The organism is Streptomyces sp. NPDC014676 (assembly GCF_043084105.1).
Classification (GTDB): Bacteria; Actinomycetota; Actinomycetes; order Streptomycetales; family Streptomycetaceae; genus Streptomyces.
Genome location: NZ_JBIBZI010000003.1, coordinates 706,587 through 720,860 on the forward strand (window position 1 = coordinate 706,587; position 14,274 = coordinate 720,860).

General features: G+C 70.9%; 12 protein-coding genes and 1 pseudogene. 6 read left to right on the top strand and 7 right to left on the bottom strand.

The annotated features are described in order from the left end of the window. Positions 1 to 16 precede the first annotated feature (16 nt). Positions 17 to 1,009, bottom strand: a complete 993-nt coding sequence (locus tag ACF1DX_RS11750) for an aldo/keto reductase (protein WP_391791020.1) — start codon at positions 1,007 to 1,009, stop codon at positions 17 to 19. A 282-nt stretch (positions 1,010 to 1,291) separates the two neighbouring features. Here ACF1DX_RS11750 and ACF1DX_RS11755 point away from each other — a divergent pair, with 282 nt between their 5' ends. Both ACF1DX_RS11755 and ACF1DX_RS11760 read left to right on the top strand, forming a co-directional pair. Further along, the gene (locus ACF1DX_RS11755; RefSeq protein ID WP_391791021.1) at positions 1,292 to 5,113 is read left to right on the top strand and encodes a type I polyketide synthase; all 3,822 of its coding nucleotides are present in this window, start codon (positions 1,292 to 1,294) and stop codon (positions 5,111 to 5,113) included. Positions 5,114 to 5,479: 366 nt separating this feature from the next. After that, positions 5,480 to 6,064: a TetR/AcrR family transcriptional regulator gene (locus ACF1DX_RS11760; RefSeq protein ID WP_391791022.1), complete on the top strand. Its 585-nt coding sequence runs from the start codon at positions 5,480 to 5,482 to the stop codon at positions 6,062 to 6,064. 90 nt (positions 6,065 to 6,154) lie between these two features. Here the strand turns inward: ACF1DX_RS11760 and ACF1DX_RS11765 are convergent. From ACF1DX_RS11765 to ACF1DX_RS11780, 4 genes and pseudogenes are all read right to left on the bottom strand, one after another. Next, positions 6,155 to 6,370, bottom strand: a pseudogene (locus ACF1DX_RS11765) (ATP-binding protein); the annotation flags it as partial. Positions 6,371 to 6,793: 423 nt separating this feature from the next. Next, positions 6,794 to 7,423, bottom strand: coding sequence for a TetR/AcrR family transcriptional regulator (locus ACF1DX_RS11770; RefSeq protein WP_391791023.1), 630 nt, complete (start codon positions 7,421 to 7,423; stop codon positions 6,794 to 6,796). A 141-nt stretch (positions 7,424 to 7,564) separates the two neighbouring features. Continuing rightward, positions 7,565 to 8,956, bottom strand: coding sequence for an amidase (locus ACF1DX_RS11775; RefSeq protein ID WP_391791024.1), 1,392 nt, complete (start codon positions 8,954 to 8,956; stop codon positions 7,565 to 7,567). Then, on the bottom strand, positions 8,943 to 9,149 hold the full coding sequence (locus tag ACF1DX_RS11780) for a hypothetical protein (protein WP_391791025.1): 207 nt from the start codon (positions 9,147 to 9,149) through the stop codon (positions 8,943 to 8,945). The genes ACF1DX_RS11775 and ACF1DX_RS11780 overlap by 14 nt, the downstream gene beginning before the upstream one ends. A 148-nt stretch (positions 9,150 to 9,297) precedes the next feature. Between ACF1DX_RS11780 and ACF1DX_RS11785 the strand changes: the two genes are divergently transcribed. From ACF1DX_RS11785 to ACF1DX_RS11800, 4 genes are all read left to right on the top strand, one after another. Continuing rightward, entirely contained in the window at positions 9,298 to 10,623 is a 1,326-nt protein-coding gene (locus ACF1DX_RS11785) for an MFS transporter (protein ID WP_391791026.1), read from the top strand. Positions 10,624 to 10,634: 11 nt separating this feature from the next. Further along, a complete protein-coding gene (locus tag ACF1DX_RS11790; protein WP_391791027.1) occupies positions 10,635 to 11,570 on the top strand; it encodes an MBL fold metallo-hydrolase in 936 nt (311 codons plus the stop codon). Between the two features lie 793 nt (positions 11,571 to 12,363). Next, the gene (locus tag ACF1DX_RS11795) at positions 12,364 to 12,984 is read left to right on the top strand and encodes a LysE family translocator (protein WP_391791028.1); all 621 of its coding nucleotides are present in this window, start codon (positions 12,364 to 12,366) and stop codon (positions 12,982 to 12,984) included. Positions 12,985 to 13,044: 60 nt separating this feature from the next. Continuing rightward, entirely contained in the window at positions 13,045 to 13,749 is a 705-nt protein-coding gene (locus ACF1DX_RS11800; protein ID WP_391791029.1) for a GNAT family N-acetyltransferase, read from the top strand. Here ACF1DX_RS11800 and ACF1DX_RS11805 read toward each other — a convergent pair. Continuing rightward, entirely contained in the window at positions 13,703 to 14,089 is a 387-nt protein-coding gene (locus ACF1DX_RS11805; RefSeq protein WP_391791030.1) for a sulfurtransferase TusA family protein, read from the bottom strand. The genes ACF1DX_RS11800 and ACF1DX_RS11805 overlap by 47 nt on opposite strands. Beyond that, the gene (locus tag ACF1DX_RS11810) at positions 14,086 to 14,271 is read right to left on the bottom strand and encodes a hypothetical protein (protein ID WP_391791031.1); all 186 of its coding nucleotides are present in this window, start codon (positions 14,269 to 14,271) and stop codon (positions 14,086 to 14,088) included. Before ACF1DX_RS11810 ends, ACF1DX_RS11805 begins: the two co-directional genes overlap by 4 nt. Positions 14,272 to 14,274: the final 3 nt, after the last annotated feature.

Consider the following 14,274-nt stretch of genomic DNA (forward strand, 5'->3'; position numbering starts at 1 on the left):
ACAGGGCCGGACGGGATCAGCGGTCGATGTAGGCCATCATTCGCTCGTTGTAACGGGGTCCCGCGACCGCGTCGGCCCGCACGGCGTCCTCGATCTCCGCCAGCGTTTCCGCGTCCAGGACCACCTCGGCCGAGCGGGTGTTCTCCTCCAGGTAGGAGCGCCGCTTCGTGCCGGGGATCGGGACGATGTCGTCGCCCTGGTGCAGGACCCAGGCGATGGCGAGCTGGGCCGGCGTGAGACCGTGGCGTGCGGCGACCTCGCTCACCTTCGCGGCGATCGCCATGTTCTGGTCGTAGTTGGCGCCCTGAAGGCGCGGGTCGTGGTGGCGGAAGTCGTCCTCCGGGTAGTCCTCGGCGCGCTTGACGCCGCCGGTCAGGAAGCCCCGGCCGAGCGGGCAGAACCCGACGAGTCCGATGCCGAGTTCGCGCAGCACCGGCAGGACGGCGTCCTCCAGGTTCCGCTCCCAGACCGAGAACTCGCTCTGCACGACGGTCAGCGGGTGCACGGCGTGGGCGCGCCGGATGGTCCGCTCGCCGACCTCGCACAGGCCCAGGTGGCGGACCTTGCCCTGCCGGACCAGGTCGGCCATGGTGCCCACCACGTCCTCGATCGGCACCCTCGGGTCGAGACGGTGCTGGTAGAGGATGTCGATGTAGTCCGTTCCGAGGCGCTTCAAAGACGCCTCGACGACCTCGACGATGTGCTCCGGACGGCTGTCGGCCTCGGCCGTGGTGCCGTCCTCGAGCTTCATGGGGAAGCCGAACTTCGTGGCGATGACCGCCTGTTCGCGGCGTCCCGCGAGGGCACGACCGAGCAGTACCTCGTTGTCGTAGGGGCCGTAGGCCTCGGCGGTGTCGAACAGCGTGTAACCCAGTTCCAGGGCGCGGTGGATGGTGGCCACCGACTCGCGGTCGTCGGTGGCGCCGTACCACTGGCTCATCCCCATGCATCCGAGACCCAGTTCGGAGACCTCCAGTCCCCGACGGCCCAGCTCGCGCGTCCTCAGCATGCTCGCTCCTCGCTCTCGGCGGCTGACGTCGGCAACTGAAGCACATTCATGTACTCAAGTTCAATGCTCGACTTCGGTCAACCGAGTGGCCACGAACAAGGTGGCATGAACGTCAGGCACACAGGAAGCCAACGGGAGGCAAAAGCGCCCCAAAACAATACATTCCGGCAGTTTTTCCCTGTCGCGTGATGGCGAGTTAACGACAGCCTCACACTCTTGATTCGAGAACAATTTTGTTCTTCGGTATAGGTTTGGACTACCGACTGGGGGAGGAAGCGCGGAATGACCACGCATGAACCGATCGCGATCATCGGCATGGCTTGCAGGTTCCCCGGAGCCGCAGGGGTGGAGGAGTTCTGGACACTGCTGGAGAGCAACACCGACGCCGTCGTACCGGTACCGCGGGACCGGTTCGACGTCACCGCCTGGTACGACCCCGAACCCGGGACACGGGACAGGCTGATCTCCCGCCACGGCGGTTTCCTGGACGGTGTGTACGACTTCGACGCCGCCTTCTTCGGGATATCACCGCGCGAGGCGCGCATCATGGACCCTCAGCAGCGTCTCCTCCTGCAGTCCGTGTGGGAGGCCTTCGAGGACGCCGGCATCCCACCCTCCTCGGTCCGGGGCGGCAACGGCGGGGTGTTCGTCGGGCAGGCGACCGCGGAGTACGCCGACGCGACCGGCCGGTCCTCCACCGCGGACGTGCGCGCCATGGCGGGCAGCAGGCTGCGGTCCGTCACCTCCGGCCGCGTCTCGCACGCCTTCGACCTGCGCGGCCCCAGTCTCGTGCTGGACACCGCCTGCTCGTCCTCGCTCGTCGCCGTGCACAGCGCCCGCCAGAGCCTGCTCACCGGTGAGTGCGATCTGGCCGTCGCGGCGGGCGTCAACGTGATCCTCTCGCCGACCGACGCGGTCGCCTACTCGCAGGGGCGGATGCTGTCGCCCGACGGCCGTTGCAAGTTCGGTGACAGCTCCGCCGACGGCTTCGTCCGCAGCGAGGGCGTCGGCGTGGTCCTGCTCAAGCGGCTGTCCGACGCCCTCGCCGACGGCGATCCCGTCCGCGCGCTCCTGCTGGGCAGCGCGGTCACCAACGACGGTGACGGCAGTGGCCTCCTGCTGCAGCCCGCGGTGTCCGGACAGGCCGCGATGCTGCGCGCGGCCTGGCGCAGCGCCGGAGTGACCCCGTCCGAGGTGGACTACGTCGAGGCGCACGGTACCGGCACGACCGTGGGCGACGGGGTCGAATTGCGCGCGCTCGCCGAAGTGGTGCGAGAGGACGACGGCTCTCCGACGCCCCTGCTGGTGGGCTCTGTGAAGACGAACATCGGACACGCGGAGGCCGCCGCCGGCATCGCCGGTCTCATCAAGGCGGTTCTCATGGCCGAACACCGTGCGGTTCCGGCCTCGCTGCACCTGACCACGCCCCACCCCCAGCTCACCGAGCCTGGCTCCCCCGTCGCCGTGGCGGACCGGAACGCACCGCTGCGGCGGCGGGGCGAACGGGCGGTGCTCGGCGTCAGCTCGTTCGGCCTGTCGGGCACCAACGCCCACGCGGTCATCGGCGAGTTCGTCCCGGATCCGGTGACACCCACGGACTCCGGCGCCCCGGCCGAGGATCCCGGCCCGCACCTGCTCGTCCTCAGCGCCCGCACCCTCGAGGCCCTGCGCCGGCTGGCCCTGCGCCACGCCGCGCACCTGGGCCCCGAGGGGCGCGGCCGCCGGCATGCCCTGCGCGACCTCTGCCGGACCGCGGCGACGGGCCGGGACCACCATCCCTTCCGTCTGTGGGCCCTCGGTGCCTCGCACGACGCCCTGGCCGACGTGCTGCGCGATCTGGCGGCCGGCCGGCCGACGCCCGACGGCGGGATGCACGAGGCGGGCTTCGACGGGCCGCGCGAGGTGGCCTTCGTCTTCCCCGGGCAGGGCTCGCAGTGGCGCGGCATGGGCCGGGAACTGCTGCGGACCTCCGACGCCTTCCGCGCGGCCATGGCCGAGTGCGACGCGGCGGTGCGCGAGGAACTCGGCTGGTCGATCGTGGACCTGCTGCTGGACGAGACCGCCGAACTCACCGACGCCGTCGAGGTGGTGCAGCCCGCGCTGTGGGCCATGGAGGTCGCGCTCGCCGCACACTGGCGGGCCATGGGCGTGGACCCCGGCCTGGTCATCGGCCACAGCATGGGCGAGGTCGCGGCGGCCTGCGTGGCGGGCGCCCTGTCCGTCCGGGACGCCGCCTCCGTCATCTGCCGGCGCAGCACCCTGATGCAGCGCCTCGCGGGACGCGGCGCGATGCTCGCCACGGAACTCTCCCCACGGCAGGCACGCGACCTCGTCGCCGGATACGGCGACGACGTGTGCGTGGCGGTGGAGAACTCACCGCACGCCACTGTGCTGGCGGGAGACCCCACGACACTCGACAAGATCGCCGGTGAGCTGGAACGGCGTCAGATCCTGTGCCGTACCGTCAAGGTCAACGTCGCCTCCCACTCCCCGTTGACGGACGAGATACGGGACGACCTGCTGGCCCGGCTCTCCCACCTGGAGCCGGCTGCGCCGCTCACCCCCATGTTCTCCACGGTTGGCGCCGCTCCCGTGGCGGGGGCTTCCGCCCTCGACGCCGAGTACTGGGTCGACAACCTGCGAAAGCCGGTCCGCTTCGCCTCGTCCGTACGGCAGGTGGCCGAGAACCGGAACGTGGTCTTCGTGGAGGTCAGCCCCCATCCCGTGCTCGCCCAGGCGATCGAGGACGTACAGACGGACGCGGGCCTCCCGGTGGCCGTGGCGACCACGCTGGTGCGGCAGCAGAGCGAGCCCGCGGCGGCCGCCCGGGCCCTCGGCCGAGTATTCGCCCTCGGTGCCGAGGTCGACTGGCGGCGCTGGTACGGCGACAGCACCACCCGGGTGCCGTTGCCGCTGTACCCGTGGGACGCGGAGGAGTACCGCGCCGAGTCCGCGCCGACAGTGCCGACGAGTCTCAGCGAACGCCGGATACGGCTGTCCCGGCTGGGTATCGAGGCACTGGGCTCTGGTGTGACCGTGCGCGGCGTGTCCCCCGTCCCGCCGGTGGTGTACCTCCAGGCGGTCGCCGAGACGGTGCGCGACCTTGTCGGCGAGGTGCCGGTCGAACTGCGCGCCGTGCGCATCGGTGATGCCCTGCCGCTCCTGGCCGACGCGCAGGAGACCACGGTGCGCATCCGGGTGGAACGCGCGGCCGGGGAAAGGGAGTTCACCTTCGCCGTCGATGCGCTCTCCGAGCGGTCCGGCGAAGCCGCCCTGTGCGTGTCGGGGCACGCCCGGGCAACGACGGCACCGGCCGCCGCCTCACTGGACGGCGCGCTGACCCGGTGCGGCGAGTACGTACCGGCCGCCGAGTTCTACCGGCGGGCCGAGGCCCGCGGGTACTGCGTTGCCCCGGCGCTGCGTTCGGTACGGCAGGTGTGGCGACGGGAGGGCGAGACGGTGGCGCGCCTGGAGGCAGCTGTCGGACGCGAGAGCGGCGCCCTGGAGGCCGGGCTGCTGGCCATGCTCGGGGCCTGGCCGCACGCGGACGACCCGACCTGCGCGTATCTGCCGGTCTCCTTCGAGCGTGTCCGCCTGACGGAAGCACCCAAGGGCGAGTATTGGAGCACGGCTTGCTTCACCCGGTCCACCGATCGTGACCACGCCCGCTGCGACATCGTGCTCACCACACCGGACGGGCACGTGTTCGCCGACTTCCAAGGTGTCACGCTGGTCCGGTCACCCGGCCGGTCCGGCCTGCCCGGTACACCCGGCGCGGAAGACCGACGGCCCGAGCCCGTGCGGGCTTCCATCGCCTTCCCCCTCGCCGAGCAGGCGCCCCGGCAGGAAGCCGCACCCGAGCGATCGCACGACTCCCTCCCCACGGCGGACCGGCTCTTCATCCACGCCGCGACGGTGCTCGGCACCACGGTCGACCGGGTCGATCCACGGCGGTCACTGCGAGACCTGGGCCTCGACTCGCTGATGGCGATCCAGCTCAGGCGCATCCTTCACCAGGAGTTCGGGATCGAGGTCCCGGCCAGCCGTCTGCTGGGCGGCGAGAGCGCCGCCGCCATCGCGGCAGCGCTCGGGGGCAGCGCCTGAGCGACCCGGTCGTCCGCCGGTCCCGGACGACGACCGATGGAGTCGCACCGCGGTTCTCGTGGTGCGACTCCACTCCGTGTGGCACGCGCCTCATCAGCCCGCGCTCCGGTGCTCGCCGCGCAGACCGCCCCTGGCTAGAACTGCAATACATTAATAGACTACGGTATAGATACGCGATCACCGTGGATCCGGTCTCTTGGCATGACGGTGCGGCCCGATCCGCCCGGGCGCGCCGCAGGTGCCCGTCGTCGACTCCGAAGGGTTCACGGAGTCGCCTTGTCGGGGCCGAGAGAAAGAGAGCCGATGATGGTCGAGGATTCCCAGCCGGTACGCCCACCCACCCGGAGGGAGCGGAGCAAGCGGCGCATGCACGACCGCTTGTACATGTCGGCTCTGCAGCTCTTCGCCGAGCAGGGGTACGAGCGTACGACGATCGACCAGATCGCGGAACATGCCGATGTGGCCCGCGGAACGTTCTTCAACCACTTCCAGCGTAAGGAGGATGTCGTCACCACATGGGCGGAGCAGCGCCAGGACAAGCTGCGGGCCGTCATGGAGAAGTCACTGACGGACGACGACACCACCGTCCAGCTGGAACGGTGCATGGCCGCGCTGGCCGACTTCAACGAGGCGGAGCCGGACCTCACCCGGGTGATGCTGACCGCCTGGGTCAAGTCCGGCCAGCCGCTGCTCGAGGAGCCCGACTACGCGGGACATATCTTCACCAGAGTCGTCACGATGGGCCAGGCCAGGGGAGACGTGGCCCGCGACATCGACCCGGCGGTGGCGGGCAACATGCTGCGAGACGCCTACTTGGGGCTTCTCTACCGCTGGACCCAAGCGGACGGGAAGGTGCCGTTGCATGTGGAATTGCGCGCCCTGCTGAGGATCGCCCTGACCGGCGTCCTCTCCTACTCCAGGCACAGGGACGGCCGGGACGGGCATGGATGACATCAGCTCCACACCGGGGCAGGACATCCCGGCGCCGGCTCGGGTCCTGCCCGGACCCAGTGGCCGTACGCCACGGCCGGCTGCCTCTTCGACGGACGGCACCTCACGGATCGGCAGGTCGTCGCGGCCGGCCGCGGACTCGATCAGGTCCGGGTGGAAGCCGTGCAGGGAGAACAGTGCCGGTGTGGTGCCCGCGGTGTCGTCACCCTGGTCGGCGAGCAGGGTACGGATGTGTTCCAGGCGTTGCAGGTCACCGGTGCCACGACGGGTGGCGGTGGCCTTGGCCTCGCCGACGGGAGCCGAGCGTCAGGAGTGACCGGCCGCCACGCATCGCACAGCCGTTCCCGGCAATCGCTCCAGCACAAACCCGCAGGTGAGGTGCCGAGGGGCTCGACCGGCCGGATAGCGCGAAACAGGTCGAGACCCACCGGCGCTGCTGCTGAACCGCGGGTCAGCGGCTCTTCCTTACGGGCTCCAGAATCGCCACGCACTCCACATGATGCGTCATCGAAAAGATGTCCCGGCAGGATGGATCCCACACAACACCAGGTCAGGGGCCGTTTTCTGCTCCGCCGAAGAGCCCTTTGTGCGCACGGAGCGTCAAACGGGCGTCACGCCCAAGGGCTACGTCCTGGTCGGTCATTGCCGGTGATTTCAGGACCCCTGCCGGTACAGCCCGCCGCTTGGCCTCCACGGCCCAGTGGCCGGACCGCCCGATGAGCGAAGTGGTCAGTTGTCGGGTTTCTTCTTCGAGCGCCGAGGGGCGGCGGCCTGGGCGGGGCGAGCGCCGGCCTCGGTCTGCTGGGCGTACACGGCGTTCGTCACGAGCTCGCGCGCGTATGCGGCGTCCAGTCGGCCAGGGCGGAAGAGGATGCGGTACATGATCGGCGCCACGACACGGTCGATCAGCAGCTCCGTCTCGGGCACCGGCTCCCCCCGCTGCACCGCACGGGCCAACACGGCGTCGATCTGCTCTGCGGCATACGCCGAACACTGACCGGCATTGGTTCCGTCGGGGTCGCCGAGCAGGGCGTCCCGGATGTAGGCGCGCCCGGGCGGCGAGGCCATCTCGTCGAGGAACTGTTCCGCCCACGCGTCGAGATCGGCCCGCAGGCTTCCGAGATCGGCCGGAGCCGTTTCCGGGCGCAGTCGTTCGACGGCCACGTCGGACAGGAGTTCCTGCAGGTCGCCCCAACGACGGTAGATCGTGGAGGGGGTCACGCCCGCCCGAGTGGCCACCATCGGGACCGTGAGCGCGTCGCGGCCCACCTCCCCTACGAGTTCACGTACCGCCGCATGGACGGACTCCTGTACGCGTGCGCTGCGCCCGCCGGGGCGGACCATGGGCCTGGGACTCATGCGATCCACCTTAATGCGATTTTGTTGCTTCTAGGCGGTGGCCGGCGCCGGCGACCCGCGGGGCTGCGCATCCGGGCGCCCGAGCCCGGCGGACGCCCCTGCGGCGACGCGACCGCAGCCGGCTGGAACGTCCGCCTTCCCTCAGGCAGCGAGGGGAGCAAGCCGCCCCGCGCCGGCCACCGACTCCTCGTAGACCCGGCCCACACGGAGCACCGTCGCGTCGTGGAAGGGGCGCGCCATCAGCTGCATACCGATCGGCAGTCCGGCGCGGTCGTGACCGACCGGCAGGGTGAGGGCCGGGACGCCGGTGATGTTGGCCGGGGCACAGAGGCGGACGTAGCTGTCCGACACGGCCTCGGTCGTGCCATCGGCCCACTCGACGGTTTCCCGCCCCGCCTCGGCGGCGGTCATCGGCACCGTCGGCGCGGCGAGGACGTCGATTCCGTCGAACATGCGAGCCCAGGCGTCTCGCATCATGGTGCGGGCCCGCTGGGCGCGGAGGTAGTCGCCCGCAGAGGTGAGTTCGCCGGCCTCCAGCAGGATGCGGACGTCCGCCGCGTACAGGTCGGGGGTGGCCCGCAGCGACCGCTCGTGGTAGGCGGTGGCCTCGGGAACCATCAGCCCCCACTGGACGGCCCGGATGTAACGCGCCATCGGGATCTCGACGTCGACGAGCTCCGCCCCCAGCTCCGCCAGCCGCTCGATCGCGCCGCGTACGGACTCCTCGACCTCGGGCATGACCTGGTCGAAGTAGTGGTTCCGCGGTACGCCGACCTTCAGTCCTCGCAGGTCGCCTCCCGGGAAGCGGTCCGGCACCGGGCCGGACACGCTCGCCGGGTCGCGCGGGTCGTGGCCGGCGGTCGCCGACAGCACCAGCGCGGCGTCCTGGACGGTGCGGGTGAGAGGGCCCACGTGGTCCAGGGACCAGGACAGCGAGGTCACGCCCGTGCGTGGGACCAGGCCGTAGGTCGGCTTGAGGCCCACCACGCCGTTCAGGGCCGCGGGGACCCGGATGGAACCGCCCGTGTCCGTGCCCATGGCGAACGTCGCCCCGCCGGCGGCGACAGCCACCGCCGAGCCGCCGCTCGACCCGCCCGCGATCCGGCTGTGGTCCCAGGCGTTGTTCGTCTGCGGAGTGGTCAGGCCGTAGGCGAACTCGTGCGTGTGCGTCTTGCCCAGGAGGACGGCCCCGGCGGCGCCGAGCCGTTCGGCCACCCGGCTGTCGCGTTCCGCCACGTGCCCTGCCCGGACGTGCGAGCTCGCCGTGGTGGGCATCCCCTCCGCGTCGATCAGATCCTTGAGCGCCATGGGGATCCCGTGCAGCGGCCCGCGCGGTCCGCTTCCGGAGATCTCCCGTTCGGCGCGGACCGCTGCGGCCAGGGCCGCGTCGGCGGCGACGGTGACGTAGGCGCCCAGCCGTCCTTCGACGGCGGCAATACGGGCGAGCACCGATTCGGTGAGTTCGACGGGGGACAGCTCCCGTGCGCGCACCGCACGGGAGGCCTCGGTCAGCGACAGCTCAAACGGTTGCATCGGCGTTCCCCTGTCCGGCTCGGTAGGAGGACGCGGGAGGGGTCTCGCCGAAGTCGAGCTCGCGCAACGTGCTGATCACGGAGTGGATGTGGTTGGCCGTCATGGCCACTCCTTCGTGTCGGCCGTCCTCGAGGGGGAGCCCCGCCCGCAGCGCCCCTCGGGCTGCCTCTTGGGGGGTGAGTTCGCTGGTCATGGCTTCCTTCCGGATCCGTGCGGCGCGACGGGCCGGGGCCGGCACAGGACCTCCGACCACCGCAAAAGCGAATCGTTTGCTTTAGCCGATCGTAGGATCTACGGTGACTTAAAGCAAACCAGTCGCTTTTAGCACGGGAAGGACCCTCATGCAGAGTGTCCCCGCGGGCCTCGCGCCTCCCCGCACCTCCCCATCCGGACGCCTGCCGTTCGCCTTGCACACCTCGATCCTGATCGCGCTGCTCGCCGCATCCAGCGCGCCGACCCCGCTGTACCCCCGCTACCAGGCTCAGTGGCGGTTGTCGTCCCTCGACATCACCGTGGTCTTCAGCGCCTACGCTCTGGCGCTCCTGATCGCACTGCTGACGACCGGAACCCTTTCCGACCATGTCGGACGCCGCCCCGTGCTCCTGGGCGCGCTCGCGGTCCAGGTCACCTCCATGGCGCTGTTCGCGACGGCCGGCGGCCTGACCACCCTGATCGGCGCCCGCGTGCTGCAGGGCATCGCGACCGGCGCGGCGACCAGCGCGGCAGGTGCGGCTCTCCTCGACCTGGAAGACCCCGCCCGGCCGGGTCGCCCCGCTCTGGCCAACAGCATCGCGCCGGTGACGGGCATGGCGGCCGGCGTCCTGGCGGCCACCCTCATGGTGCGCTTCGCCCCCGTTCCGACGATCACGGTGTACGCGGCCCTGATCGCCGTGTTCGCCGCGCAGGCCATTGCCCTCGTCTCGACGCCCGAGACCGTCCGCCGCCGTCCCGGAGCGCTGCGCTCGACGCGGCCCCACCTGGCGCTGCCGTCGGCGGCCGCCCACGCTCTCCTGCTCAACGGCGCCGGCGTCGTCGCCGTCTGGGCACTCGGCGGCTTCTACTCGTCCCTGGGACCGGGCTTCACACGGCTCGTCTCCCCCGGCGGACCCGAATACGCCGGCGGCATGGTCTTCTTCACGCTGACGGCCGTCGCCGCCCCGACGGTGTACTTCACGCGCAGGATGCGTGCCGACGTCTCCGCTCTTCTCGGGAGCTGCGCGGTGATTCCGGCGGCCGTCCTGACCCTGGGTGCCCTCCATCTCGCCGGCCCCGTACTTCTCTTCGCCGGGGCGGCGCTGGCCGGGTTCGGCTTCGGAGCCGTCTCCCAGGGTGCGCTGCGCGCGGTCGTCGACTCGGTCCCGGCCCGGGAGAAGGGCGGCACGCTCGCCTCCTATTACGTACTCAGCTACCTGGCGATGAGTCTGCCCGCCATCGGCGCCGGCGCCCTCGCCGCCGGCTTCGGGCTGCGTGCGGCAGCACTGGCCTGTGCCGGCTGCGTGGCCGTACTGGCGACCGTCGCGGTCACGACGCTGACCGCGTCGCTGCGCAGTCGGCGCCGGACACCGTCCCCGGACGCCCGCTCCCGCCCGGCGACGAGCAACCACACATCCGCCTCACCCGACACACCCGCTCCGGACATCTCCGTCCTCGCGACCCACAACAGGTAAGGAAAGTCGCCGTGTCCACCTCATCGCAAACGACCGAGTCCACCACTCCCCCCGCCTCTTCCTGGACGGTGGGCGACCACACCGTACGACGCATCGACGAAGTGGTCCTGCCCGCCCGGACCGGTCCGTGGCTGCTGCCCGGGGCAACCACCGACCTCGTGAGCCGGACTCCCTGGCTGAGTCCCGAATTCGCCGACGAACAAGGCGTCCTGCGCCTGGCGAGTCACAGCTTCGCCGTCGAGGTGGACGGCATGCGGGTGCTGGTGGACACCGGCATCGGAAACGGGAAGCGGCGCGCCAACCCCGCCTGGCACAACCTGAACAGCGACTACGAAGCACGGCTACGGGCGGCGGGCTTCGCGCCGGAGAGCGTTGACGTCGTGGTCCTGACCCACCTCCACGCCGACCACGTGGGGTGGAACACGCGTGCCGAGGGCGACGCCTGGGTGCCCACCTTCCCGAACGCGCGCTATCTCACCTCACGCACCGAGTGGGACTACTGGGCGGGTGTCGACATGGAGGAGGCGCGTCGGCAGATGTTCCGGGACTCGGTCCATCCCGTCCGGGAAGCAGGTCTGTTCGACCTCATCGATGTCGCGGACGAGGGCACGGACGTCGCGCCGGGCATCCGTCTGCTGCCCACCCCCGGCCACACACCGGGGCAGGTGGCGGTGGAACTGAGCAGCCGTGGCGAGACCGCACTGGTCACCGGCGACAGCATCCACCACCCGGTCCAGATGGCGCATCCGGAGCTCTGCAGCTGTGTGGACATCGCTCCCGAACTCGCGGCAAGGACCCGGAACCAGGTGCTCGGCTCACTGGCCGGTACGTCGACTCTCCTGCTGGGGAGCCACTTCCCGCCGCCGACCGCCGGACACGTGCTACGCGAGGACGGCGGGTACCGACTGGTCCCGGCTCCCTCAGGGGTCACGCCCATCGGCGGCTGAAGCGGATCGGAGCACCCGGGACGTGCCGCGCACCGAGTCGCACCGGGTCCGTGCGGGTGACGTCCCGGGCGTCCGCGACCGGACGGCCCGGGAGCGGCCATGAGACTCCTCCGGCATGCGCTCCGTCGTCACCGGCGGGGCCGGACGGCGTCATGACCGATCACCGGCTTGCGCCCTTTGCGCAAGCCGGCTGTCGGCTGTCCCTCGTGGGCGACAGTCACGCCGACGCGTCGCGGACGAGGGCGACCTGCCGGCCCCACTCGCCCATCGCCGGCCGAGCAACGCGGCCCTGCTCCGGTCTCACGAATCGAGCGTCAGCAATGATGAACGCACGTCGCCGACATCATTCGTACGAACCCCGCCACACCCTGTAACCGCGGGTCAGGAAAGCTCGAACAAGCAGTGGGTCTGCCCGACCCGCTGTACGGAGGAAAACAGGTCGAGCGACCCACCTGGGCCGCGCAACCGCAGGTCAGGAGCCCTTTGCTGCAGGCTCCAGAATCGCCAAGCACTCCACGTGGTGCGTCATCGAAAAGATGTCGGCCTGCGCCTGCCGGAAGAAAGCCCAGGTCAGGGCCTACTTTTCCGGTCTCCGTGCCCCGTGCGGGCGCCCGGAGCGTCAAACGAGCGTCACGGCGACACAACGGTTTGCCGCTCGACTACCGTCCCCGCTGTTCGAGGACGGCATGGTTACGTGCACTTCGGTCGCCGTCAAAAGGGGTCGTCCGCTTCGTCCGTGGCCCGCGCGCAGGGCCACGGCCCGGCACAGGGCCGCGGATGTGAGACTACGGGGATGCTCATACAGTTCGTGACCGCCATCGGTGTCCTGGCGGTGCTGACCATGGTGCCCGGGCCGGACATGGCCGTCGTGACCAAGCGGGCGGTGGCCACCGGCTGGCGGGACGGGCTCCGTACGGTGGGTGGCATCACCACGGGACTGCTGGTGTGGGGCGTGCTCGCGGTGGCCGGTCTCGCCGCCGTTCTTGCCACGTCCGCCACCGCGTACACGGTGGTCAAACTGGCCGGGGCCGTCTACCTGCTCTTCCTCGGCGTGCAGTCACTGCTCCAGAGTCGTCGCAGCGGATCCCGGACACCGGCGGCAGCCTCCGCCACGCCGCGCGGAAACCCCTGGCGAACGGGTCTGGTGAGCAACATCTTCAATCCCAAGATCGCTGTCTTCTACACGGGTCTGCTGCCGACGCTGGCCCCGACCGGGCTGTCTCCTCACACCGGCATGGCCCTGCTGGTCCTGGTGCACGCCCTTCTCACCGCACTCTGGCTCGGCGGGTACGTCCTGTTGCTGGCCAAGGCGCGTACCTTCTTCGGGAAGCCGGCCGTACGCCGGGCCATGGACCGTGTCACCGGGGTCGTACTGATCGGGTTCGGACTGAAGGTCGCCACGACCCAGCCGTGAAGGCCCGCGGAACGGGTGGCGGCCCCGTCCCGGAACCCCTCTCCTCAAAGGAACAGCACGATGTGGAACGACGACGACCCGGTGCTCGACGACCCGGTGGGTCAGTCGCTCGGCAGCCGGCACGCGCATCTCGCCCGGCGGCTCGGCCGGGCCGCCACCTATCTCACCGGAGTGGCGACGTTCTCCTCCGTGCCCGCCGATCCGGGCGCGGAGGGCTGGGCCGACCTCGCCGGGCTGCTCGGTCCGGGCGCCTTCGCCGACATGTTCAGCAGTCCTGCCGTCCCGCCGCCGACCTGGGAGCCCGTCTTCCGTCTCGAGGGCCGGCAGATGATCTGGTCCGGCGGCGACCGGACCGATCGTCCTCGTGCCGCGTCCGACACCGGTGTGGTCGAACTGGGCGCGGACAACGTGCCCGAGATGCTCGACCTCGTCGCACGGACCGAGCCGGGCCCCTTCTGGCCGCGCACCCACGAACTCGGCACCTACCTCGGCGTCCGTGTCCGGGGCAGCCTGGTGGCGATGGCCGGAGAACGGCTGCGGCCCCCCGGATGGGCCGAGATCAGCGCCGTCTGCACCGCCCCCGAAGCGCGTGGGCGAGGTCACGCCGCCCTCCTGGTCGGTGCGCTCGCCGCACGCATCGAGGCACGCGGTGAGCGCCCCTTCCTGCATGTGGCCGAGACGAACACCGGCGCGATCTCGTTGTACGAGCGGCTCGGCTTCAAAACCCGCAAGCAGGTGACTTTCCAGGGCTTCCGTACGCCCTGACGGCCCACCTCTGCTTTCCGCCCGTACCGGCCGCCTCCGGCCGGACCGGGTGCCAGGGCGCGTCCGGGCGGGTGGCGTGCGCACCGGCGGTGAGTCTCAGGGCGTACACCGGCCGTTCGCCGGGCACGGGGCCGAGGTAGGCGTGGCCGGTCATGTGGCACCAGGCGGGCAGGTCGAGCGGGGCCGCGGGATCGGTGGCGATGACGTGCACGAGGGTGCCCGGCGGTGCGCCGTCGATCCGCTCGCGCAGCCGGAGCAGGAAGGTGACGCAGATCAGGCCGGTGCCGTCGACGGTCAGGGCGGGTTCGGTGGGTCCGGCGGGCGGGGGCGACGTCGTCATCGGCTGTCCGGCACCGCTGCGGTCGCGGACGGTGCCGCCGGGTCCGACGGCAGGTCCAGCCCCCGGGAGGCGACCGTCCGTACGCTGCCCTCGGCCAGGCGGTAGGTCAGGCCGACGACTGCCGTGCGTCCGGAGGCCACCTGGTCGGCCAGTTCCTGGGAGCGGTCCAAAACGAGGTCCACGGT

Excerpts from the sequence above, each read along its gene's own strand:
- ACF1DX_RS11760 (WP_391791022.1), top strand. The coding sequence starts at position 5,480 with ATGCACGACCGCTTGTACATGTCGGCTCTGCAGCTCTTCGCCGAGCAG.
- ACF1DX_RS11785 (WP_391791026.1), top strand. The coding sequence starts at position 9,298 with ATGCAGAGTGTCCCCGCGGGCCTCGCGCCTCCCCGCACCTCCCCATCC.
- ACF1DX_RS11780 (WP_391791025.1), bottom strand. The coding sequence starts at position 9,149 with ATGACCAGCGAACTCACCCCCCAAGAGGCAGCCCGAGGGGCGCTGCGG.
- ACF1DX_RS11750 (WP_391791020.1), bottom strand. The coding sequence starts at position 1,009 with ATGCTGAGGACGCGCGAGCTGGGCCGTCGGGGACTGGAGGTCTCCGAA.
- ACF1DX_RS11800 (WP_391791029.1), top strand. The coding sequence starts at position 13,045 with ATGTGGAACGACGACGACCCGGTGCTCGACGACCCGGTGGGTCAGTCG.
- ACF1DX_RS11775 (WP_391791024.1), bottom strand. The coding sequence starts at position 8,956 with ATGCAACCGTTTGAGCTGTCGCTGACCGAGGCCTCCCGTGCGGTGCGC.
- ACF1DX_RS11770 (WP_391791023.1), bottom strand. The coding sequence starts at position 7,423 with ATGAGTCCCAGGCCCATGGTCCGCCCCGGCGGGCGCAGCGCACGCGTA.
- ACF1DX_RS11805 (WP_391791030.1), bottom strand. The coding sequence starts at position 14,089 with ATGACGACGTCGCCCCCGCCCGCCGGACCCACCGAACCCGCCCTGACC.
- ACF1DX_RS11755 (WP_391791021.1), top strand. The coding sequence starts at position 1,292 with ATGACCACGCATGAACCGATCGCGATCATCGGCATGGCTTGCAGGTTC.
- ACF1DX_RS11795 (WP_391791028.1), top strand. The coding sequence starts at position 12,364 with ATGCTCATACAGTTCGTGACCGCCATCGGTGTCCTGGCGGTGCTGACC.